The 22,008-nt window shown below is 40.6% G+C and carries 22 protein-coding genes; 5 read left to right on the top strand and 17 right to left on the bottom strand.

The features are described 5' to 3' along the window. The first annotated feature begins 13 nt into the window (after positions 1-13). Complete coding sequence (lipA, locus tag ACE3G9_RS04590; protein WP_417880719.1) at positions 14-979, top strand: lipoyl synthase; 966 nt, start codon at positions 14-16, stop codon at positions 977-979. Between the two features lie 193 nt (positions 980-1,172). Here lipA and ACE3G9_RS04585 read toward each other — a convergent pair whose 3' ends face one another. The 7 genes from ACE3G9_RS04585 to ACE3G9_RS04555 form a co-directional block, all read right to left on the bottom strand. Continuing rightward, on the bottom strand, positions 1,173-2,423 hold the full coding sequence (locus tag ACE3G9_RS04585) for a glutamate-5-semialdehyde dehydrogenase (protein ID WP_417880720.1): 1,251 nt from the start codon (positions 2,421-2,423) through the stop codon (positions 1,173-1,175). 28 nt (positions 2,424-2,451) lie between these two features. After that, positions 2,452-3,606, bottom strand: coding sequence for a glutamate 5-kinase (proB, locus tag ACE3G9_RS04580; protein ID WP_417880721.1), 1,155 nt, complete (start codon positions 3,604-3,606; stop codon positions 2,452-2,454). Between the two features lie 421 nt (positions 3,607-4,027). After that, positions 4,028-4,414, bottom strand: coding sequence for a sigma factor-binding protein Crl (gene crl, locus ACE3G9_RS04575; RefSeq protein ID WP_449218559.1), 387 nt, complete (start codon positions 4,412-4,414; stop codon positions 4,028-4,030). Between the two features lie 86 nt (positions 4,415-4,500). Next, the gene (gene frsA, locus ACE3G9_RS04570; protein WP_417880723.1) at positions 4,501-5,742 is read right to left on the bottom strand and encodes an esterase FrsA; all 1,242 of its coding nucleotides are present in this window, start codon (positions 5,740-5,742) and stop codon (positions 4,501-4,503) included. A gap of 28 nt (positions 5,743-5,770) precedes the next feature. Continuing rightward, positions 5,771-6,049: a GNAT family N-acetyltransferase gene (locus ACE3G9_RS04565; RefSeq protein ID WP_417880724.1), complete on the bottom strand. Its 279-nt coding sequence runs from the start codon at positions 6,047-6,049 to the stop codon at positions 5,771-5,773. 140 nt (positions 6,050-6,189) lie between these two features. Further along, positions 6,190-6,654 carry a xanthine phosphoribosyltransferase gene (gpt, locus tag ACE3G9_RS04560; protein WP_449218558.1) on the bottom strand — a complete coding sequence of 155 codons (465 nt, stop codon included), beginning with the start codon at positions 6,652-6,654 and terminating at the stop codon, positions 6,190-6,192. Positions 6,655-6,692: 38 nt separating this feature from the next. After that, entirely contained in the window at positions 6,693-7,988 is a 1,296-nt protein-coding gene (locus tag ACE3G9_RS04555) for an NCS2 family permease (RefSeq protein WP_417880726.1), read from the bottom strand. Between the two features lie 765 nt (positions 7,989-8,753). Between ACE3G9_RS04555 and ACE3G9_RS04550 the strand changes: the two genes are divergently transcribed. Then, a complete protein-coding gene (locus tag ACE3G9_RS04550; RefSeq protein ID WP_449218557.1) occupies positions 8,754-10,226 on the top strand; it encodes an aminoacyl-histidine dipeptidase in 1,473 nt (490 codons plus the stop codon). A 72-nt stretch (positions 10,227-10,298) separates the two neighbouring features. Here ACE3G9_RS04550 and dinB read toward each other — a convergent pair whose 3' ends face one another. The 10 genes from dinB to bolA form a co-directional block, all read right to left on the bottom strand. Next, a complete protein-coding gene (dinB, locus tag ACE3G9_RS04545; RefSeq protein ID WP_449218579.1) occupies positions 10,299-11,357 on the bottom strand; it encodes a DNA polymerase IV in 1,059 nt (352 codons plus the stop codon). A gap of 167 nt (positions 11,358-11,524) precedes the next feature. Continuing rightward, on the bottom strand, positions 11,525-11,758 hold the full coding sequence (gene nqrM / locus ACE3G9_RS04540) for a (Na+)-NQR maturation NqrM (RefSeq protein WP_417880728.1): 234 nt from the start codon (positions 11,756-11,758) through the stop codon (positions 11,525-11,527). Positions 11,759-11,770: 12 nt separating this feature from the next. Next, positions 11,771-12,781: an FAD:protein FMN transferase gene (locus tag ACE3G9_RS04535; RefSeq protein WP_417880813.1), complete on the bottom strand. Its 1,011-nt coding sequence runs from the start codon at positions 12,779-12,781 to the stop codon at positions 11,771-11,773. Between the two features lie 189 nt (positions 12,782-12,970). Next, a complete protein-coding gene (gene nqrF, locus ACE3G9_RS04530; RefSeq protein ID WP_417880729.1) occupies positions 12,971-14,203 on the bottom strand; it encodes an NADH:ubiquinone reductase (Na(+)-transporting) subunit F in 1,233 nt (410 codons plus the stop codon). 31 nt (positions 14,204-14,234) lie between these two features. Further along, entirely contained in the window at positions 14,235-14,831 is a 597-nt protein-coding gene (gene nqrE, locus ACE3G9_RS04525) for an NADH:ubiquinone reductase (Na(+)-transporting) subunit E (protein WP_417880730.1), read from the bottom strand. Positions 14,832-14,836: 5 nt separating this feature from the next. Next, positions 14,837-15,466, bottom strand: coding sequence for an NADH:ubiquinone reductase (Na(+)-transporting) subunit D (locus ACE3G9_RS04520; RefSeq protein WP_417880731.1), 630 nt, complete (start codon positions 15,464-15,466; stop codon positions 14,837-14,839). Further along, a complete protein-coding gene (locus tag ACE3G9_RS04515) occupies positions 15,466-16,236 on the bottom strand; it encodes a Na(+)-translocating NADH-quinone reductase subunit C (protein ID WP_417880732.1) in 771 nt (256 codons plus the stop codon). Before ACE3G9_RS04515 ends, ACE3G9_RS04520 begins: the two co-directional genes overlap by 1 nt. Further along, entirely contained in the window at positions 16,226-17,470 is a 1,245-nt protein-coding gene (locus tag ACE3G9_RS04510; RefSeq protein ID WP_417880733.1) for an NADH:ubiquinone reductase (Na(+)-transporting) subunit B, read from the bottom strand. Before ACE3G9_RS04510 ends, ACE3G9_RS04515 begins: the two co-directional genes overlap by 11 nt. A 3-nt stretch (positions 17,471-17,473) precedes the next feature. Further along, a complete protein-coding gene (locus ACE3G9_RS04505; protein ID WP_417880734.1) occupies positions 17,474-18,814 on the bottom strand; it encodes a Na(+)-translocating NADH-quinone reductase subunit A in 1,341 nt (446 codons plus the stop codon). A 364-nt stretch (positions 18,815-19,178) separates the two neighbouring features. After that, a complete protein-coding gene (gene bolA, locus ACE3G9_RS04500; protein WP_417880735.1) occupies positions 19,179-19,487 on the bottom strand; it encodes a transcriptional regulator BolA in 309 nt (102 codons plus the stop codon). Positions 19,488-19,657: 170 nt separating this feature from the next. Between bolA and ACE3G9_RS04495 the strand changes: the two genes are divergently transcribed. The 3 genes from ACE3G9_RS04495 to ACE3G9_RS04485 are packed head-to-tail and all read left to right on the top strand — an operon-like array spanning position 19,658 to position 21,950. Beyond that, complete coding sequence (locus tag ACE3G9_RS04495) at positions 19,658-20,821, top strand: methyltransferase (protein WP_417880736.1); 1,164 nt, start codon at positions 19,658-19,660, stop codon at positions 20,819-20,821. An 11-nt stretch (positions 20,822-20,832) separates the two neighbouring features. Continuing rightward, on the top strand, positions 20,833-21,408 hold the full coding sequence (locus ACE3G9_RS04490; protein ID WP_417880737.1) for a YajG family lipoprotein: 576 nt from the start codon (positions 20,833-20,835) through the stop codon (positions 21,406-21,408). Further along, positions 21,408-21,950 carry a peptidylprolyl isomerase gene (locus ACE3G9_RS04485; protein WP_449218556.1) on the top strand — a complete coding sequence of 181 codons (543 nt, stop codon included), beginning with the start codon at positions 21,408-21,410 and terminating at the stop codon, positions 21,948-21,950. Before ACE3G9_RS04490 ends, ACE3G9_RS04485 begins: the two co-directional genes overlap by 1 nt. Positions 21,951-22,008 lie beyond the last annotated feature (58 nt).

The raw sequence follows: 22,008 nt of genomic DNA, 5'->3' as shown, positions 1-22,008 counted from the left end.
TAAGTAGGAAGTTATGAGTAAACCAATCCAAATGGAAAAAGGCGTTAAGTATCGTGACGCTGATAAAATGGCACTAATTCCAACCAAAACGGTTGCCGTGGAAAAGACGGAGATCTTACGCAAGCCGGAATGGATGAAAATAAAACTGCCCGCGGATAGTCAACGTATTCAAGATATCAAAGCTGCGATGCGTAAAAATGATCTTCACTCAGTTTGTGAAGAAGCATCTTGTCCAAACCTTGCAGAATGCTTTAATCACGGTACCGCAACCTTTATGATTTTAGGTGCAATTTGTACTCGCCGTTGCCCTTTTTGTGATGTGGCACATGGTCGTCCTAATGCACCGGAAGCCAACGAACCACAGAAACTGGCGCAAACTATTTCTGATATGAAACTAAAATACGTGGTGATCACCTCAGTTGACCGTGATGATCTACGTGATGGCGGCGCACAACACTTTGCTGAGTGTAATAAAGCGATTCGTGAAAAAAATCCAAATATTAAAATTGAAACCTTAGTACCTGATTTCCGTGGTCGTATGGATGTTGCACTAGATCTAATGAAAGACAACCCACCAGATGTGTTTAACCACAACTTAGAAACTGCACCTCGCTTATACCGCCGAGCTCGCCCTGGTGCCAACTATAAATGGTCTCTGCAACTCCTGCAGAAATTTAAAGAACAGCATCCGCATATTCCAACCAAGTCAGGCTTAATGATGGGCTTAGGTGAAACTAAAGAAGAAATTATCGAAGTACTAAAAGATCTACGATCTCATGGCGTGACTATGTTGACACTAGGACAATACTTAGCGCCAAGCCGTCACCACTTACCAGTTGAACGCTATGTACCGCCTTCTGAGTTTGATGAGCTTAAAGAAATCGCTCTAGAACTAGGCTTTACCCATGCAGCATGTGGACCATTTGTACGTTCTTCGTACCATGCCGATATGCAAGCACAAGGGATTGAAATTAAGTAAACAACGAAGCTCGGTATGCGGGCGCTTCGCTGCTCGTGACTCGAAAAAGAAAGGTTAATTTTGAGTTTATAGCTTTGAGATAAGCATAAAAAAAGATCGCGACTTAAATCGCGATCTTTTTGTTTCTGGTAACTTCGCAGTTCGGAAAGGACAACGTCGAGAAACGAGCTTCCGAGTCACGAGATTCAGCTGTTTATTGTCGAATTAAATAATCCGCCTTACCCACCCACTTATAGCTTGTTAGCTCTTCTAAGCCCATAGGGCCGCGTGCATGCAGTTTCTGTGTAGACACTGCCACCTCTGCACCCAAACCAAATTGAGCACCATCAGTGAAGCGTGTAGAAGCATTTACGTATACTGCTGCCGAACCTGCCGAGTTAATGAATAATTCAGCGTTACGAATGGATTCTGTCATGATGGCATCTGAATGGCTCGCATTATGTACCTGCATATGGTCAATCGCTTCCGCAATATCGCTAACGACTTTAATCCCTAAGGTATAGCTTAACCATTCAGTATCAAAGTCGCCTTCTTGTGCATCACGTACTTGTTCATTTTTACCTAATATTGCTTTTGCTTTTGGTTCAGCCACTAAGGCGACTTTTTCACCGAACCGTTTTGTTAATTTAGGTAAAAATTCAGCGGCAACTTTTTCATGCACCAATAACGTATCAAGAGAGTTACAAGCCGATGGACGTTGTACTTTCGCATTTTCAATCACATCGATAGATTTTGCTAAATCTGCCGTTTCATCGACAAAAATATGGCTAATCCCAAAACCACCAATGATCACAGGAATCGTGCTATTTTCTTTACACATTTTATGCAGACCCGCACCACCACGAGGAATGATCATATCGACATAATCATCCAGTTTTAGCAATTGTGAAACCAATTCACGATCAGGCTTTTCAATGTACTGCACGGAAGCAGCAGGTAAGCCGGCTTTTTTAAGTGCAATTTGAATCACTTTGACCAATTCCATATTAGAAAAGAAGGTCTCTTTGCCACCACGTAAAATACTGGCATTACCAGTTTTCAAACACAAAGCGGCAATATCAATCGTCACATTAGGGCGTGCTTCATAAATCACACCGACAACACCTAAAGGCACGCGACGACGTGAAAGTGACATGCCATTTTCTAGAACCTTGCTATCAATCTCACTACCAACTGGGTCATTCAGGTTAATTACATTACGCACATCAGCCGCAATGCCCGCTAAACGAGACTCATCGAGCAACAAACGATCTAAAAGCGCTTCGGTTAACCCCGCTTGACGGCCTAATTCAATGTCTTGAGCATTAGCCTCTAAAATCGTACTTGCGTTTGCTTCAAGCTCATCTGCAATGATAGAGAGTGCTTTATTTTTTTGAGTGGTTGAGGCTGTCGTTAACTGAAATGCGGCTTGCTTTGCCGCTTGACCCATTAATGTTAAATCCACAATCTTTTCCTTAAATTCTTTTGCCAAACTATTCTTGAATAACAACTAAATCATCACGATGAATAATGGTAGCACCATACGCATAGCCTAGTGTTGCTTCAATCTCAGTACTGTGTTTACCGATCAATAGTGCTAATTCGGTATCTGAATAGCTCACAATACCTTTGGCTAACAATTGCCCTTTCTGATTACGTAAGCGAACCACATCTCCACGAGAGAAAGCACCTTGAGTTTGCGTGATGCCCTTAGCTAATAAACTACTGCCTCGCTCGATAACCGCTTTAGCGGCACCGTCATCTAAAACTAAATCGCCCACAGAAGCAGGGCCAGCTAAGATCCAGCGTTTACGATTTTCTAATGACTCTTCTAAAGCCAAAAAACGAGTACCTTGAGGATTATCACTTAAGGTATCAATTATTACATTCGGACTGCTTCCTGCAGCTATCACCACTTCAATGCCAGTACGTCTTGCAATATCCGCCGCCTGTAACTTCGTCGCCATACCGCCCGTACCTAAAGTTGTCCCACTGCCGCCTGCGATTTTACGCAGAGTTTCATCAATGGTTTTCACTTCTCGGATTAATTCTGCATCAGGGTTCTTTCTAGGATCTGCCGTGAATAAGCCCGACTGATCAGTCAATAGCAATAATTTATCGGCGCTACATAAAATACCAACTAATGCCGAAAGGTTATCATTATCGCCAACTTTAATTTCGGCTGTTGCTACCGCATCATTTTCATTAACCACGGGTACAATGCCGTGTTCAATCAAGGTATTAATGGTATCTCGCGCATTCAGAAAACGTTCACGGTCTTTCAAATCAGCACGAGTAAGAAGCATTTGGCCAATTTTAATTCCGTACAATTCAAATAATGATTCCCAAACTTGAATCAAGCGGCTTTGCCCAACGGCGGCCAATAATTGCTTGCTTGCCATTGAGTTGGGTAATGTAGGGTAACCAAGATGCTCTCGTCCTGCAGCAATTGCACCCGAAGAGACAATTACGATTTGATGGCCTTGGTTTTTTAACTCTGCACATTGGCGAACAAGATCAACCATACGAGCTTTATTAATTTCTAAAGTTCCGCCGGTCAGCACGCTGGTTCCCAGTTTTACCACTATGGTTTGAGATTCCAGTTGGCTGTTGTTTCCGTTTTGATTTGAAGAGGCTTGAGTTGACATGTGTTTCCTGTCAAAAATGAAAATAATATAAGGGTATACCCAAGTGACTTCAAGATGCAGAATTCAGAGCTATCATCCAAACCTTTAGGCAAGGAAGATTGATGAAGGAATGTATGCACCTTTCAAACCAATCTGACGCTGTATTAAAGGTTTGAATGAAGCTCCCGAAGGGCAAGTTAAAACAAGCTTTATGCCGCGTTAAATTGAACAGAGATAGAATCACTATGATCATGTCCAATTTGTCTTGCCTAAAGCTTGTTTTATTCTTGCTGAAACTCGCATCTTGAAGTCACTTGGGTATAAGATATCTTGATGTTGTATCAATACAAACGCCATTTCACAAGTAAAACATAAGGCGTGTTGCGGATAATCCACAAACACGCCCTACAATATTCTCTATTCGGGATAATGCTTCGGCTAATTACAGAGTATCAACCGAATTTTTATGAAGATTAACCGTGTAGTTGTAATTTCCAGACAATACAGAAACGAGCTTTTTATGAAATTCGTCTAATGTCCTTTCCACTTCAAGTTGTGATTTTTTAGGGATAGCCATATCAACCCAATCACCTTTTTCATCGTATTTACCCAAGGTATAGTTGGCGATAAAGTTATCATTTTGCTTACTTAACTCTAACCACCAGCCCCAAAACTCTCTTAACTCTGGTGACTTTTTATCATCCACACAGACAGACAAGCAATCAAACAAGTAAATCCCTGACTTACATTCACCTTCACGTAAATAAGGGCCAATCGCTTTCAAAGCGGTCATTAAACGATAGTGAGTTGGTGCAGAAGCGTCAGTCATTGAATTCTCCATACATTATTATAATTTAAGAAGATCAATAATCCATTGACCTCAGTTATCTATAGTTCACTATTCGATCACAAATGTCACTTTTTGAGTGCTACTTTCAACCAGTCGACTGCAGAAGTGAGCGCTTGATCATAACCCTGTGAAATTGACTTTGTTCTCAATTCAATCGCTTTACCACCATGACTAAAACTTGCCAGACTCTGATTATCCATCTTAGAACCTACCGGATCGCCTTCTAATCCCAACGCTAAAATTGGTACGGTTGTTTTTCTCCCAGCAAGCAAACCTTGTGATTTCAATGACCACGCACGAACTTGCTTAGAAAAACTCGTAATATCCACGGCGTTTTTACCCATGCGAGATGCCAAAGTATCCAAGTACATCTTCGGCATTATGCTGAATTTATTCGCATCAGACAGTAGATCATGAATAGGTGCACCTAAAGCAACGCACGCTGTTATTTTGTCTTGCTCGATAAATGAAAGCCTTGCCATCACATTGCCAGCAAATCGGAAACCGACTAAGCCAACTTTATAGTGATCAACCCAAGGGATATTTGGCAACTCATTCAGTACTGCTTGATGTAGGCAGCTTGAATCTTCGGTCATTGACCAATGAATATTGGCACCAACACCCGGCATATCGACCGTAAGCATGCCTATCTCATGTTTGGCAAGAAAGTCTCGAAATAAACGCCACATGTCGGTTTGTAGGCTATCAATTCCCGCACTCACGATCACAACAGGTAGCGACTTTTCTGTGTGAGGTAGATGAAGATTAGCCATGATCTTTTTGTTTTTATATGGGACTTTCAGTTGCTTTGTGACATAAGGGCTATGTTCCATCGCATCAGAATAAGCTTTATTGGCAAGCACTTGAGCCTGAATAGAGAGATTATCCCCTTTAAGGTGTGGATAGCTGGCAACGCTAAAGCATAAGCTAGCAATAAAGTATTCATTCGAAGCTACCTCGCCACTCAGTTGAGCTGCTTTTTTCTGATGAATCGCACCTTGTTGCGACCATTCATATGACCAGTTTCCTGGACGATATCCAGCTACAGTATCAAGCCAATCAGGATGATTATGTTTGTTACCTGAACTAGCGATACGAGCAAGGACTGATTCAATTTCAATTGGGTCTAACCCCTGCCAAATCCACTGCATACGCCGCAAAGCTCGATACCAGGCACTTTTGCTACGTTTTTGATTACTATCCAATAATGCCTGACTTTCCGATAGATAGCTGATGAAACTTGACGTTTCTTTGGCATGCTGATGCTTTTTAAACAGTGATTCAGATAAATTCTTACTTGGTTCCAAGGAATATCTCCACTCGCTTTTTCAATCATTATTTCGCCAGCAAATGCTGCCATTTAGCATGACGCTCTAGATATACCACCGCATAACTACAAACCGGTCGGACTTTTAGATTATGCGAATCAATATCAGCCAGCACAGTTTCCATTAAGATTTTGCCACAACCTTGTCCGCGTAATTCATCAGGTACAAAAGTATGGGTAATCGTTAAAACATCATTATGTTGGAGGTAATCTAAATGGGCCCAATAATTCGCTATCACTTCAACTTCATAACGCTGCTTGGATTGATCATGTTTGAGTGCGGTCATATAAAATCCTTCAAATAAAAATCAATAGCTCGAATGGGTAGAATAACGCTTACCACCTAGGTTATGCCAATCAATTCATCGCAAAAAACAAAAAAACCCTACAATATTGCAGGGTTTTTATCACTTAATAAAATATTGGGTTATTTTTGCTTACGATTGACTGGTTCTTCAAATTGAAGCGTCATATCCCAAGGCTGCTCAATCCATGTATCTTGAGGAATATCAACAATATATTCATCGACAAGAGCTTGGCCAGCAGGCTTAGCACATACCGTAATAAGTTTAGCTTTAGGATACATCTTACGAATATGGCGAGCAGTATCGCCACTATCTACTAAATCATCGACGATCAAGAAACCATCACCGTCACCGTCAATCGTTTTTAAGACTTTCATCTCACGCTGGTGATCGTGGTCGTAGCTAGAAATACAAATCGTATCAACATAGCGAATACCAAGTTCACGAGCCAAAATAGCTGCAGGTACTAAACCACCACGGCTAACACCAACAATACCTTTCCACTGTTCAGCTGGCATTTGCTTGGCCGCTAATTGACGACAATACATTTGCATATTGTCCCAAGTGATCACGAATTTATTACTCATAATATAAAACCTGCTTTGTTTTTGTTTCTAAAGTGCAATTAAGCACCCGTAAGAATGAATTTCAACAAGAATACTAAGGCTAGAATCCAAACGCCAATGTTCACTTCACGCGCTTTACCGCTAAGTAGTTTAATCGCTGCATAGGTCACAAAACCCATTGCGATACCTTCAGCAATCGAAAAGGTTAATGGCATTAATAAGCAAACTACGGCCACTGGTGCCGCTTCACTTAAATCGTCCCACTCAATATTAACAAGACCAGATAACATCAAGATAGCCACATAAAATAATGCGCCTGTTGTTGCATAGGCTGGAACCATTCCGGCTAATGGTGAGAAGAATAATGCAAGAAGGAATAAAATACCAACGACAACTGCTGTTAAGCCTGTGCGACCGCCTACCGCGACACCAGCGGTACTCTCAACAAATGATGTAGTATTTGACGTACCTAATAATGCACCAATCGAAGTAGCCGTTGAGTCAGATAAAAGCGCTTTATTCAAACGAGGAATCTTACCATCTTTACCAATAAAGCCCGCTTTATTTGCTACACCGACTAATGTGCCAGCGGTATCAAATAAATCGACAAACAAGAAAGCAAATACAACTGAGATCATTCCCACATCTAAAATCGCAGAGAAATCAAGCTGTAAGAAAGTAGGAGCAATACTTGGTGGCATTGAAACAATCCCACCATAAGCCACATCACCTAAAATCACACCAATTGCAGTAATCGCCAAAATAGCAATCATTACCGCCGCTTTGAAGCCACGATGAACGAATACGATGGTTAATATAAAACCTAATGCGCCTAAAATAGCGGGGATCGAGGTTAAATCGCCTACGGTCACCAATGTTGCTGGACTACCGACTACGATACCTGCGTTCTTTAATGCAATTAACGCTAAGAAAAGACCGATACCAGCAGAAATACCTAAACGTAATGACATAGGAATCGAGTTAATAATAAGCTCACGTATTTTAAATAAGCTTAATATGATGAATAGGATACCCGAGCAAAATACTGCTGCCAAAGCGACCTGCCAAGTGTGTCCCATTCCTAGTACAACCGTATAGGTAAAGAAAGCATTTAGCCCCATACCTGGCGCTTGAGCAATTGGGTAGTTTGCATAGAAGCCCATAATGAAACAGCCAATTGCTGCAGCAAGACATGTAGCCACAAAGACTGAGCCATGATCCATTCCAGCTTGAGATAAAATTGCAGGGTTAACAAAAATAATATAAGCCATCGTCAAGAACGTCGTAACGCCGGCTAAGACTTCGGTTTTCACGTTAGTACCGTGCTCCGATAACTTAAATAACTTTTCTAACATGTGATGTTCCTAAAATGTGCGTAGCAGCAAAATCTAAACGGTTGCGCAATCGTTTGAATGAAAAGGCGTGTAGTTTTCCAAATAATGATAATGAAAGCAAACTGTATCTGATACAAATATCAATTTTAATGATTTTTGCTCGAGATACCTCGATGCTTTCACCAAAAGTGGCTTCAGATGCAAATAACTTGAGTATACGAATAAAAAAAAACCACCTAAACAATAGGTGGCGATAGAATGCTGTAACCTTAGCGGCCCATCTATTCCAAACAATAAGGGGTAATACAAACAAACATCGGATCTCTTCAATAACGAGTACCCTAAGTAATGGATACCACTTGCTATCAATCACTCAATATTTGCACACATCTAAGGCAGCAATCACTTCGTGTTTACTATCATTAAATAAGTGACGAGATAATACACGATAAGTAATTAAATTACTAACTATATTTACAATTACAATTTAATCGAAAAATACACAATAACAGTCACTAAAATTAGTAATAAAATTACACAACAGTAAAAACAACTAAGCCTTAAAATTTGATACACCTCAATTGAAGGTATTTATCTTATCTCTATGCTGTACATCCCGCCTTTCAAGTAGCATTATTCTACTTATACTATACATACCCGAAGTAATTACCTCCGCAGTACAGCGAAAGTACACTGTCAACAAAGCGGTAACTTCAAGTACCAAGGGTATATTTCTACTATCTTTTTAACACCATAAAGGTAGCAATATTCAGTTAGGAGTCTTTTGTGTCGAATCAACATTCTGAAATCAGTCAACTATCCCCTCAACCTGTTTGGCAATTTTTCGATAAAATCTGCTCCATTCCTCATCCATCAAAACATGAGGAAGCCCTTGCTCAGTACATCGTGGAGTGGGCAACCTCACAAAACTTACCTGTTAAACGTGATGAAGCGGGTAATATCTTTATTACTAAACCTGCAACCGCGGGAATGGAAAATAAAAAGAAAGTCGTTCTTCAAGCGCATATTGATATGGTGCCGCAAAAAAATGAAGACACAACACACGACTTCACTAAAGATCCCATCCAACCTTACATTGATGGGGAATGGGTAACGGCTAAAGGGACGACACTAGGTGCTGACAACGGTATGGGTATGGCTTCATGCTTAGCAGTCCTCGCTTCGACAGACATTAAACACGGCCCATTAGAAGTGCTGCTGACCATTGATGAAGAAGCGGGTATGACAGGTGCTTTTGCCCTACAAGAAGGCTGGCTTGATGCAGATATCCTGCTGAACACCGATTCAGAGCAAGAAGGTGAAATCTATATGGGTTGTGCTGGTGGTGTGAACGCTTCAATCATTTTTGATCTAGAGCGTGACGCAATGCCAAGCGACCACACTACACTAAAACTTGCCGTTAAAGGTTTTAAAGGAGGTCACTCTGGTTGTGATATTCACACTGGTCGCGGTAATGCCAATAAATTTCTTGCTCGCTTCCTATTCAAACAAGCGAAAAACTTAGATTTACGTGTGATTGAATTCCAGGGTGGTAGTCTTCGTAATGCCATTCCACGTGAAGCTGCCGCGATTATCACCGTACCAATAACAAAACAAGCTGAACTGACCGAGGCATTCAATCAATACACGGCTTTAGTTCAACAAGAACTTGGTCAAATTGAAACCGCACTAACTAGTCAAATTACTGAAGCTAGCAGCCAATTCTCACCATTGACTCAATCTGTTCAATCACGCTTTATTGCCGCATTAAATAGCTGTCCAAATGGCGTAATTCGCATGGATGATAATATTGAAGGTGTGGTGGAAACATCACTCAACGTAGGCGTAATCACGACAGAAGAAAACAAAATCACCATTCTTTGCCTAGTTCGCTCATTGATTGATTCTGGCCGAGAAATGGTTGAAGGTACTTTGGCATCGTTAGCGGAACTTGCTGGCGCCAATATTCAATTTGATGGTGCTTATCCTGGTTGGAAACCGGATCCAAACTCACAAATCATGCATATCTTCCGAGATGTTTATGAAGACATTTATGGCCGTAAACCAAACATTATGGTAATCCATGCAGGTCTTGAATGTGGTCTATTTAAGAAACCATACCCGAATATGGATATGATTTCGTTTGGCCCAACCATTAAGTTTCCACATTCTCCAGATGAAAAAGTAGAGATCGCCAGTGTGGCACTTTACTGGGAGCAAATGATTGCCATTTTGGAAAATATTCCAGAAAAAGAGTAAATACGTTGCTCGGTTAGCGTTTCTCGTTTCTCGATTAGCCCTCGAGAAACGAGACTCGCCACTCGAGAATCGTTAAATCAAACACAGTTGCCTTTCTAGCTCCTCTGGCTTTAGCATCACACTAACCCCAAGCAAACGTATTTCACGTCCCTGTTGACGAGTCAGCACTTCTTGTAGCAATTCCTTATAATCTTCGAGCTTAAATAACTGAGCATTATGCTCAATTGTTGTTTGTTGAAAATCAGAAAACTTTACTTTAATACCTTGTTTAGTAATTGCTTTTGATGGTGAAACTTTAAGTAATCGCTTATCTAATTCTGGGTAGAGCTTTTGCTCAATAACTTGCCAACATTCATCAAAGCTTGAAATATTCTCACTAAAGGTTCTTTCAACTCCCATCGATTTACGATTGCGTTCAACAACCACTTCACGATTATCAATACCATTACTTTTCTTCCATAAAGAAGCGCCCAGCAAGCCAAACTGACTTAATAAATCACGATAATTAGATTGTCGAACATCCAAACAAGTATACAAACCAGCTTGATGTAGTTTCTCAATGGTTACTTTACCAACGCCCGGAATTTTCTCTAATACTAGGCCATCAATCGTTTGCTGAACCTTCTCTGGTGGAATAACAGTAATACCATTAGGTTTGTTTAGATCAGAAGCTATCTTAGCTAAGAATTTAAGTGGAGCAACTCCAGCTGATGCGGTTAGATTGAGTTCACGCTCAATATCGGCCCGAATTGCTTCCGCAATTAAGGTCGCCGAGCCATGTAGTATTTTACTATTGGTGACATCTAAATAAGCTTCATCTAGGGATAGTGGTTCAATCACTGAAGTATAACGGGAAAATATTTCTCGAATCTGCTTGGATACTTGGCGATAAACACTCATTCGTCCATTCACCAAAGTTAAATGTGGACATAACTGATAAGCTTTTGCTGTGGATAGTGCTGATCGCACCCCATATTGCCGCGCGATATAGTTACAAGTACTGATCACACCACGCTGCTTACTGCTTCCTCCTACCGCAAATGGGACATCGCGGTACTGAGGGAAATCTCTCATTTCCACTGCAGCAAAAAAGCAGTCCATATCAATATGAATAATTTTACGATCAGCCATCATTACAATCCACCATCACAATAGCTAGCCATCAATACAATTAGCACAATCACTGTATAAAAACACAGTTAAATAATAGCGCTATTTGTCAAAACTACCAAGCAATAAAAATGCCCCAACTCTTGTAAGAAGGGGCATTGAAATAGAAATATCGATATTAAATCATTTTACATGATTCGATCACTTTCCCATTTCGCTAATTTTTCAGCTCTTAGGGCTGCTTTCGCTTCACGCTTTTTACGTGCATCACAAGGCTCAGGGCAATTGCAGACCTTATCGACGCCTACCGCACCTAAACCACCACAGCTACCTTTTACCACTTTATTTTGAAAAATGTAGCCTACTGACATGGCTACAATGACAGCCAAAAATATTAAAAATGTAATTCCATAAGTTGCCATAAAGCACCTCGTTTAATGTGTGTCTTTCAAATACGGCTTAAACGCATCTGAACTGAATTCTTTAAAACCATCTTCTGTTTTTACAATATATAAAACAGGGATATTATTTTGATTGGCAATACGCAATCCGTCTTCTTCACCCAATACCATCAAGCCAGTCGACAAACCATCGGCGGTCATACAAGAGGGATGTAAAACCGTCACTGAAACCACTTTATTACTAATTGGGTTACCTGTTTTCGGATTAATAATATGCGAATAGCGAACACTATCTTCTTCAAAGTAGTTACGGTAATCGCCTGAAGTCGCAATCGCCATATCACCCGGTTCAATAATATTTTCCACTGAACGCTGATTCACAACTGGTTTTTCTACCGCGATACGCCATGATACACCATCACGGTTCTTACCTTTAACACGAATTTCACCGCCCACTTCAACCATGTAATTATGAATGCCAACAGATTCTAAATAATCGGCAACTTCATCCGTACCACGGCCTTTCGCAATACTTGATAAATCCACATACAACTCTGGAATATCCTTGATTAAAGCATCACCGGTTTCGCTGAGGTGTTCAATACCCGTTATTTTACGACGCTCAGATAACATTTCAGGGGTTGGTACGACATCAGGGCGATCTTCTGGACCAAATCCCCATAGGTTCACAATAGGCCCAACCGTTACATCCATCGCGCCTTCAGTTAGCTTATTAATGCGCAACGCTTCACGTACTACCGCTGCCGTATCACTAGAGACAGGAAAAGGTTCATTATTCGTATGTTGGTTAAAACGGCTTAATTCAGAGTCCTCTCTGTAAGTCGACATTTCATCGTTGACCTTTTCTAATACTTTGTCGATTTCTTTTTGTAAAACCTCAGGCTTTAGCTGCCCGTCTTGAACAATATATTTAACATTATAGCCAGTTCCCATCGTGGGACCGGATAAATGCACTTGCTCTGCAGGCTTGGAACACCCCGTTAACAATAAACCAAAAACAATGATAAAAAGCCAAGTTTGCATTGACTTAGCAAGTTGAATCATTCGTAATTTCACTTGCTTACTCCTTTGAAAGGTATTAATAAAAACATTAGAAATCAGCGATAAATGCTTGTCAGATATATCCATTTCTAATGATTCTAAAAAACTATTCGCTTAAAAAAACAATGGCTGACTTAAGTAAGTCAGCCATTATTATCAGAGGCTTAGTGATTAGCCGCCGAAATCATCCAATAGAATGTTTTCGTCTTCTACACCAAGATCTTTCAACAATCCGATAACGGCTGCGTTCATCATTGGTGGACCACACATGTAGTATTCACAATCTTCTGGCGCTTCATGATCTTTCAAGTAGCTTTCGTATAGAACATTGTGAATAAAGCCAGTCTTACCTTCCCAATTATCTTCTGGAAGTGGATCAGACAATGCACAGTGCCATTCAAAGTTATCATTCTCAGCAGCTAGACCATCAAAATCTTCTACGTAGAACATTTCACGCTTAGAACGAGCACCATACCAGAAGCTCATCTTACGCTTCGACTTCAGACGCTTAAGCTGATCGAAAATATGTGAACGCATTGGAGCCATACCAGCACCACCACCAATAAACACCATTTCCGCATCAGTATCTTTCGCGAAGAACTCACCAAATGGACCTGAAATCGTACACTTATCGCCTGGTTTCAGAGACCAAATGTAAGAAGACATGATACCTGGTGGTACATCAGGATTATTAGGCGGCGGCGTAGCAATACGCACATTTAGCATAATAATACCTTCTTCTTCTGGATAGTTCGCCATCGAGTATGCACGGATAGTTTCTTCTTCTACTTTTGATTCGTAGCGGAACAAATTGAACTTTTCCCAGTCTTCAAGATATTCTTGAGGAATATCAAAGTCAGAGTATTTAATATGGTGCGCTGGCGCTTCAATTTGAATATAGCCACCGGCACGGAATGGCACAGACTCACCATCGGGGATCGCAATCTTAAATTCTTTGATGAAGGTCGCTTCGTTATTGTTAGAAATAACTTCACATTCCCATTTTTTCACACCAAAAATTTCTTCAGGCAACTCAATTTCCATGTCAGTTTTCACGTTAACTTGACAAGCTAAACGTTCACCTTCACGGGCTTCGCCTTTAGATATGTGATCTAATTCGGTTGGTAGAATATCACCACCACCAGATTTAATTTTAACACGACACTGGCCACAAGAACCACCGCCACCACAAGCTGAAGACACAAAGATGCCAGAGCTTGATAATGCGCCAAGTAGCTTGCTACCTGCTGTCGTAACAATGGCTTTTTCAGGATCACCATTTACAGAAATCGTAATGTCACCATCTGGAACCAGTTTAGATTTAGCAAATAAAATCACTAAGACTAAAGCTAGAACGATCAGAGTAAACATCGCGACGCCAAGGAGAATAACATTAGTATCCATCGATTATTCCTTATGTTTGGGGGCGTTTACCCTAAAGTTGAATACCAGAGAAAGACATGAAGCCTAACGCCATAAGACCCGCGGTAATGAAAGTAATACCTAGGCCACGTAGACCTGGAGGTACATCTGAATATTTCATCTTCTCACGGATACCTGCTAACGCAACGATAGCTAACATCCAACCTAAACCTGAACCGAAGCCATATACGATTGATTCTGTGAAATTATAGTCACGTTGAACCATAAACGACACACCACCAAAGATGGCACAGTTAACAGTAATTAACGGCAGGAAAATACCTAATGCGTTGTACAAAGGTGGGAAAAAGCGATCAAGAACCATTTCCAATATTTGCACTAAGGCGGCAATAACACCGATGAAAGTAATGAAGTTTAGGAAGCTTAAATCTACCCCCTGAACCAAGGCATCTTCTTTCAGGATATAGGTATAAACTAGGTTGTTTACTGGTACCGATACAGTTAGTACAACAACAACCGCAACACCAAGACCGATAGAAGTTTTTACTTTTTTCGATACCGCTAGGAACGTACACATGCCTAAGAAGAAAGACAATGCCATGTTCTCAATGAAGATCGAACGAACGAGTAAGCTAATATAATGTTCCATTGCGATTACTCCTTAGCTTCTACTTGTTCTGGTTTCATTGTACGGATAATCCAAATTAAGAAACCAATGATGAAGAATGCAGAAGGCGCAAGTAACATCATACCGTTTGGCTGATACCAACCACCGTCTGAAATTAATGGCAACACTTGCATACCGAAGATACTACCTGAACCTAAAAGCTCACGGAAGAAACCGACTACGATCAATACAAAGCCATAGCCTAGACCATTCGCAATACCATCAATAAATGACGGGAATGGTGCTTCTTTCATTGCAAATGCTTCTGCACGACCCATTACGATACAGTTAGTAATGATCAAACCAACAAATACCGATAACTGCTTCGAAATATCGAAGAAGTATGCGCGTAATACTTGGTCTACCACGATTACTAACGATGCGATGATCGCCATTTGTACAATAATACGAACACTATTAGGAATATGGTTACGCATTAGAGATACGAACAAGTTAGAAAATGCGGTTACAAACATTACAGCTAATGTCATAACAAATGCGGTTTCCAACTTAGTTGTTACTGCCAGTGCAGAACAAACACCTAACACTTGTAGTGCAATCGGGTTGTTATCTAATACTGGAGAAACAATAGATTTTCTTAAGTCTTTTGCACTCATTAGTTCAGTTCTCCTGCTCGTACTTTAGCTAGGAAAGGACCATAGGCCTTATCACCTAACCAGAAGTCGAAAATGTGCTGAACACCATTACTTGTTAGCGTTGCACCAGACAAACCATCAATACCGTGTTCAGATCCTTCAGGTGCTCCACCTTTCACGATCTTAATTGCAGGCTGATTGTTTTCATCAAACAATTTCTTACCTTCAAATTGAGCACGCCATTTCGGGTTTTCAACTTCACCACCAAGTCCCGGAGTTTCACCTTGTTCATAGAATGTGATGTCACTTACTGTGTTACCGTCTGTTTTAACAGCAACGAATGCATACATCATAGACCAAAGGCCACTACCATTAATTGGTAAAATAACTTCCTTAACTTGTTCGCCGTCTTTCACTAAGTAAACCAGGCCTTTATTTGGAAGACGCATAATTTTAGCGATATCTTCATCAGCTGATAGCTTAGTCGATTGACTTGGATCTTTTGCTGCAGCACGCATATCATATTGAGTTGCGTCACCTTCCACAAATTCTCCAGTAGAGAAGTCAATTAAACGAGGTTCAATACTTTCATCGTAGATAGATTGGATTTCGTTTGCATTTTTCGCATCAAAACCAGCAACCGCTACGATGTTGCTTTGAACATCAAGTTTAGCATTTGCGACTTGTTTTGGTTTTAATAGTACCGCTGCCGTTGATACTACAACTGAACACACAAGGCTCAGAGCAATAACGGTAATTAGGGTACCTTTAATGGAATCTTTATTTGCCATAGCGAGCTTGTCTCCTCTTGACGTTCTTCTCAACGACAAAGTAATCGAATAGAGGTGCAAATAGGTTAGCAAATAGGATCGCTAGCATCATACCCTCAGGGTAAGCAGGGTTAACCACACGGATAAGTACACACATCACACCGATCAATGCACCATATGCCCACTTACCTTTATTAGTAAATGATGCTGATACAGGGTCTGTCGCCATGAAGATCATACCGAATGCAAAACCACCTAGCACTAAGTGCCAGTACCAAGGCATAGCAAACATTGGGTTCGAATCTGAACCGATAAGGTTAAAGATTGTTGATACAGCAGCCATACCAATCATTACACCCGCAATGATTCGCCATGATGCAATTCGCATATAAACGATCATCAAACCGCCAAGAATTAGAGCTAAGGTAGAAACCTCCCCCATAGAACCTGGGATATTACCGATGAATGCATCCATCCAAGAAATTGAATGACCTGTTACAGTATTTACTAATGAACCGTGACCACCTTGAGCCCATTGGCTAAGCGCCGTAGCACCAGAGAAGCCATCCGCCGCAGTCCAAACTGTATCACCAGAAATTTGTGCTGGGTATGCAAAGAATAGGAAAGCACGACCAGCCAACGCTGGGTTTAGGAAGTTACGACCAGTACCACCAAAGATTTCTTTAGCAACAACAACACCGAAAGTAATACCTAATGCAGCTTGCCATAGTGGCAATGTTGGCGGCACGATTAGCGCAAACAAGATAGAAGTAACAAAGAAACCTTCGTTAACTTCATGCTTACGAACCATACAGAATAATACTTCCCAGAAACCACCTACTGCGAAAACAACTGCGTAGATAGGCAAGAAGTAAGTTGCGCCGAGCAACATCATACTGCCCCAACCGGCTTGGTCAGTCAGTGTGCCACCGAGCATTTCAGTTAACCAGTAATGCCAATCACCAGAAATAATTGTGGCAAATTGTTCACCAGAATACATCTGATTAAGCGCGACAATCGCTTGATGACCAGTATTGTACATACCCCAGAACATTGCTGGAAATACCGCTAACCAAACCATGATCATAATACGTTTTAAATCAACACTATCACGAACATGAGAACTGCGTTTTGTTACAGTACCTGGGGTGTAAAGTAGCGTTGCTGCTGCTTCATACAAAGCAAACCAACGCTCATGTTTCCCACCAGGTTCAAAATGCGGTTCAATATCTTCTATAAATTTCTTAAGGCCCATGAATTAACCTTCCTTCTCGATCTTGTCTAGGCAATCGCGAAGTAAATCGCCATATTCATATTTGCCAGGACATACAAAGGTACATAACGCCAAATCTTCTTCATCCAGTTCTAAAACGCCTAAACGTTGTGCACTATCAGAATCCCCAGCACAGATATCACGAAGCAATAATGTTGGTTCGATATCTAATGGCATTACACGCTCATAGTTACCAATCGGTACCATAGAACGATCACTACCATTTGTCGTAGTAGTCATATTGAACACACGATTTGGGAATAAGTGACTTAAGAAAGCACGAGTTACAGAGAACTTATGCGCGCCAGGCATTGCCCAACCGAAGAGTTCTTTTTCACGACCTTCATGAAGAACCGATACTTGTGTATGGTAACGACCAAGGTAAGCATGAGGACCCGATGCTGTAGTACCTGATAATACTGAACCTGAAATTACACGAGCTTCACCTGGTAAAATTTCACCTTCAGTTAAATCCTCTAGATTTGCACCAATACAAGTGCGAACTAAGCGAGGTTCTTTGATTGCAGGACCAGCTAATGAAACCACACGATCAGTGTAAATTTCACCCGTAAGGAATAGCTTACCGAACGCGATAACATCTTGGTAGTTTAAGCTCCAAGCAACATTTTCTAAGTTCACTGGGTACAAGTGATGCATGTGAGTTCCCGCTAAACCAGCTGGGTGAACACCTGCAAACACATGCTCTTCTACATTAGGTTGAGAAGATTGTGGCAATGTTGTTGGCGCTTTACACACGTATACCTTGCCATCTGTTAATACAGATAGAAGATCAAGACCCGCTGTAAAGGCTTCTGCTTGCTCATTAATAATCACGGCAGGATCTGCTGCAAGTGGATTAGTATCCATTGCAGTAACAAAGATTGCCTGAGTGGTCGAATCGATTGCTGGAACCTTGCTAAACGGACGAGTTCGCAATGCAGTCCACATACCAGAGTCAACAAGTTGAGTCTTCACCGCTTCACGGTCAAGCTTCGCTAGTTGATTGGCAGTGTAGCTTTCGAAAGTCACTTGGTCACTACCTGAAACTTCAATCACAACAGATTGAAGAACACGTTTTGCACCACGATTCACTTCGATAACTTTACCGCTTGCAGGTGAAGTGTATTGAACGCCAGGATTCTTTTTATCTACAAAAAGAACTTGCCCCTTTTTCACTTCATCATCAACGCGAACATGCATTGTTGGACGCATGCCCACGTACTCTTCGCCAAGCAAGGCGACTGTTTTGATGGACTTACCATCATTAATCACCTGAGCAGGAACTCCAGCAATAGGAAGATCCAAGCCCTTTTTTATTGTAATCATACGCGCTTGCACTACTTTATTTTAAGGAAATAAGATTCTTTTAATTGCGTAACTTAAAGACACGACTTTTTTGTGTCCGCCTCTGATTTTTAAGTAAAAATCAGAGTCGCAACATCCATATAAAAAGGCCTAATTTTATCAATAAGCTCTTCTAGGTGCCGTATTCTAGCATTTTTTATGAACGCCTTGCCATTCTCATTAGGGGTATTCAGCTATTTTTTTACAGCTAAGTTAACGGGATTAAATACAAAATTGTATATATTTGAAGCACACCACAATTATTGTTATCCGTTTGTTCAAAACATTTTACTTCTCAAACGAAATAAGTCCTCACCCAAAAAAGGGATTTTATGATCATCGGTATTTATTTACCGCCACCCGCACATTTTGGTGAGTCAGGTACAGCTCCACTCACCTGTTGCCATTCCAATTGAGTATAAGCATGAATTGATAAAGCATGGATATGATTCTCTAGCTCATCACTTAGTGCGGCATTAATCGTCCGATGACGAGCAATCAATTTTTTATCTTCAAATTTCTCACTCACCACCACCACTTTAAAATGACTTTCAGAACCTGGTGGTACGTTATGCATATAACTTTCATTTTGAACATCTAAATGAATAGGATTAAAAGCCGCTTGTAGTTTTCTTTCGATAAGATCTTGAATCATGTTACTCACCCTTCTAATTATTGCTTTCAAGATGCCATGAAAACGGTTCAAAACTCAATGGAATTAATGTAACCATGACATTCATAATTATGTTTCTACTATCTTGTTCAAACACCTTCTGCGACAATACAACACCTCAAGTGCCTTAAGACACAAAATAAAGATAAAGTATGAAGACTGAATTAACATTACATGATCGCACCTTAACCCTGTCCCGCTTTCCTAAACGTGCCAATGAAACATTACAAGCTTGGGATGCTGGCGATGAATATTTGATTAATCATGTAGAAGATATGGCTCTCCCTACGGGTCAAAACATCCTCATTCTCAATGATCATTTTGGTGCGCTCTCATGTTGGTTTTCAACGCAACATAACGTCACTATGATGAGTGATTCATTTATTTCCCACAAAGGTACTCTGAGAAATTTACAACGAAATAAATGCCCTAAAATCCAATTTTTAAATTGCTTGCAAGCGATCCCTCAGCAAGTTGATTTGGTATTAATGCAACTACCAAAAAGTAATCGCTTACTAACCTGGCAGCTTTATCAGTTACGTAACGCCATTTCAGAAGGCTGCCCGGTGATAGGGGTAAATAAAGCCAAAGAAATCCATACCTCTACCCTCAACTTGTTTGAAAAACACTTAGGCGAAACCAAAACCTCGCTGGCTTGGAAAAAACATCGCTTAGTGTTCTCGAAAGCCAATTGCCAACCAATCATTCCGATACCAGTAGAATGTGAATGGCAGGTAGACAATGAAGATATCATTTTATCCAACTATGCCAATGTCTATTCAGGTGAAAGATTAGATCTTGGCGCAAGATTCATGCTGGAACATATTCCAGTCGATAAAGAATTACGACACATCATTGACCTTGGTTGTGGTAACGGAGTGTTATCTATTAAAGCCGGTCAACTTAACCCTCAAGCAAGAATTACCAGCATTGATGAAAGTTTTATGGCGGTTGCCTCAGCACAAAAGAATTTAGAACAAAATCTCGGCCCAGATCGAAACATTCAAGTTATCGCTAATAACTGTTTAGATGGAATGAAAGACAACAGTAGTTACCTTGTATTGTGCAACCCTCCTTTCCATCAAAACAACACCATTACCGATCATATCGCTTGGCAAATGTTTTGCGATGCCAAAGAGGCATTGAACCATAATGGTAAATTGCTGGTCGTAGGGAATCGACACTTAGAATATCCAACCAAGTTATCACGCTTGTTTGGTGCTCAACAAGTGACAATCGTGGCGGAAAATAATAAATTCGTCATTATAGAAGCAATCAAAAACAACGATTTAAATAAAAAACTGAATACTAAATAAGGATATATGAGATGAAGAAGCTGATTATGTTATGCGCTGCTTTGGTGTTAACGGCTTGTGCCAGTGTTTCTCAGACTGATTTGATTAACCTTACGCCATCTTCAACACTTAGCTCAAGTAAAGTTGCTGATGGTTTAGCCTTTACCCTCACTAGCCAAGATATTCGCAGTGCGCAATTTATTGCCGTAATCAAGCATGATGGTGAAGAACAAGCTCAACCTATGCACGCAAAACAAAATGTGCGAAGAGCCTATGAAGCAGCCGTTTATCAACAGTTCTTCTCGCAAGGTTTTACTATGACTAAAAACAGCAACAACATTGTTAATGTACAAGTCGTTGATGCAGTCGCAACTGTTAACCAATCTCCAATGAAATACAATATCGAAGGTAAAGTGACACTAAAAATCACTGCTGAAACACCAAACGGTAAGTTCGTTCGTACCTATACTGGTACAGGTACCAAGTCAGGCTCATTTACTGCCGATAAAACCGATGTCGAAGAAGTGATTAACCGCGTATCAAGCCGTGTATTGACGACCATTGCCAAAGATTCAGAATTAACAAAATACATGAAAGGTAACTTTTAATGAAAAAGATCTTATTTGGATTATTGATGTTATTTAGTACGACAAGCTTTGCAGCGCCAAACATTGAGTTTGAAACTACCATTGGTAATTTCACGATTGAACTGAACCAAAAACAAGCGCCAATTACAGTAGAAAACTTTCTAAAATATGTTAACGATGGAAGCTATGTGGGCACTCAATTTCACCGTGTAATCCCTGGCTTTATGGCGCAAGGTGGTGGTTTTGATAAAGACATGAATGAACGTTCAAGCTATGCACCAATTCGTAATGAAGCCAGCAACGGACTTGAAAACTTAACCGCAACCGTAGCAATGGCACGTACTAATAATCCAAATTCAGCCACTCGTCAGTTTTTCATAAACTTGAACGATAACGACTTTTTAAACTTCTCACGTAACTCTGCAGGTTATGCCGTTTTTGGTAAGGTCATTGAAGGTTTTGATGTCGTAAGAACAATGGGTCAAAAACCAACTCGCTCATTAGGCATGATGAAAGACGTTCCCGTGACACCGATTTTCATCACTAAAGTCACAGTAAAATAACAAACCTAAAAATAATGATAAAACAATAATTTATTTAGCCATCTTAACTTGATGGCTA

Source organism: Vibrio sp. E150_018 (genome assembly GCF_053544035.1).
Note: the sequence above shows the minus strand (reverse complement) of the source record. Positions and strands in the feature narration are given on the sequence as shown.